The organism is Prevotella pallens ATCC 700821, from assembly GCF_000220255.1.
Taxonomy (GTDB): domain Bacteria; phylum Bacteroidota; class Bacteroidia; order Bacteroidales; family Bacteroidaceae; genus Prevotella; species Prevotella pallens.
The window spans coordinates 1-1,061 of sequence record NZ_GL982527.1 but is presented as its reverse complement, the minus strand read 5'-3'; the positions used below and the strand labels follow the sequence as shown (position 1 = coordinate 1,061).

1 protein-coding gene and 1 pseudogene are annotated in these 1,061 nt (G+C 40.3%); both read left to right on the top strand.

Features of this window, described 5'->3' with window-relative positions; genetic code table 11:
- Positions 1-429 (top strand): carboxypeptidase-like regulatory domain-containing protein (locus HMPREF9144_RS12485; protein ID WP_006046508.1); only part of this gene is annotated, 429 nt, incomplete at its 5' end.
- Positions 417-1,061: pseudogene (locus HMPREF9144_RS12480) on the top strand (radical SAM protein); the annotation flags it as partial. The gene HMPREF9144_RS12485 and the pseudogene HMPREF9144_RS12480, both read left to right, overlap by 13 nt.

Here is a 1,061-nt window from a genome sequence, read left to right as displayed (position 1 = left end):
CCTATTCCGCAAGTTAATGCTTTAGACAGTATTGCTGTAAAAGACCTTTCTGAAGGAGCAGAAGATGCGATTGTGGTGCGTGCCCGTTTGATATTTGATGATAGAGAACCTATACCAGGGGCATCAGTAATTCTTCAGGGCACAGCAAAAGGTACAGTAAGCAATATAGATGGGTATTTTGCTGTGAAAGTGCCCAGAAAAGCGAAGTTGAGACTATCGTATATTGGGTGTGAAAAAAAGATTGTTAAGGCTAAAGACTTATTAGAAGATAATAACAGAATTATTGTTTTAAAAGACGATGAGAGCGTCATAGAATGCGAAGCAATCGTTACAGGCAAAATAAGACCACGTCCACTCAAGGATGTTGATGATGTTTATAACAGTACTGCACCTAAATACAAGTCGCATAAGAATAAATGCAAGAAGTAAAGGCACCCATAATCGGCATCGATCGCCACCGTTTAACCACCGATGGTGAGGGCGTAACTACTCTTGTGGCTTTTCATGGCTGTCCGTTGCATTGCAAGTATTGTCTGAATCCGCAATGCTTGTCGCCCAATGGTGTATTAAGAACCATTACACCGAGCAAACTTTATAGCGAAATAGAGATAGACGACCTTTATTTCGTGGCAACTGGTGGAGGCATTTGCTTTGGTGGTGGCGAGCCTTTATTGCACAGCAAATTCATAGAAGAGTTTGTAAAAATAATGAATCCTGAGTGGAGCATCATATTGGAAACATCGTTGAATGTGCCTTTGAAGCAGCTGAAAATGGTTGCACCGCTTGTCAGGTAATTCATTGTCGATGTCAAAGATATGGACGAACAAACCTACAAAACCTACACCATGCAAAGCAATGTTGTAGTTATGAGCAATTTAAAGTGGCTTGCAGAAAACGGATATACAGAGAAAACGCTCGTTCGTTTACCCCTTATACCTTATTATAATACAGAGATTGCACAAGACGAAAGCAAACAACGAGTAGAAGATATGGGCTTCCATCGTTTTGATAAGTTTAGGTATAGTGTGAAACATGTGTGTAGTGAACAGGACAATATTGAG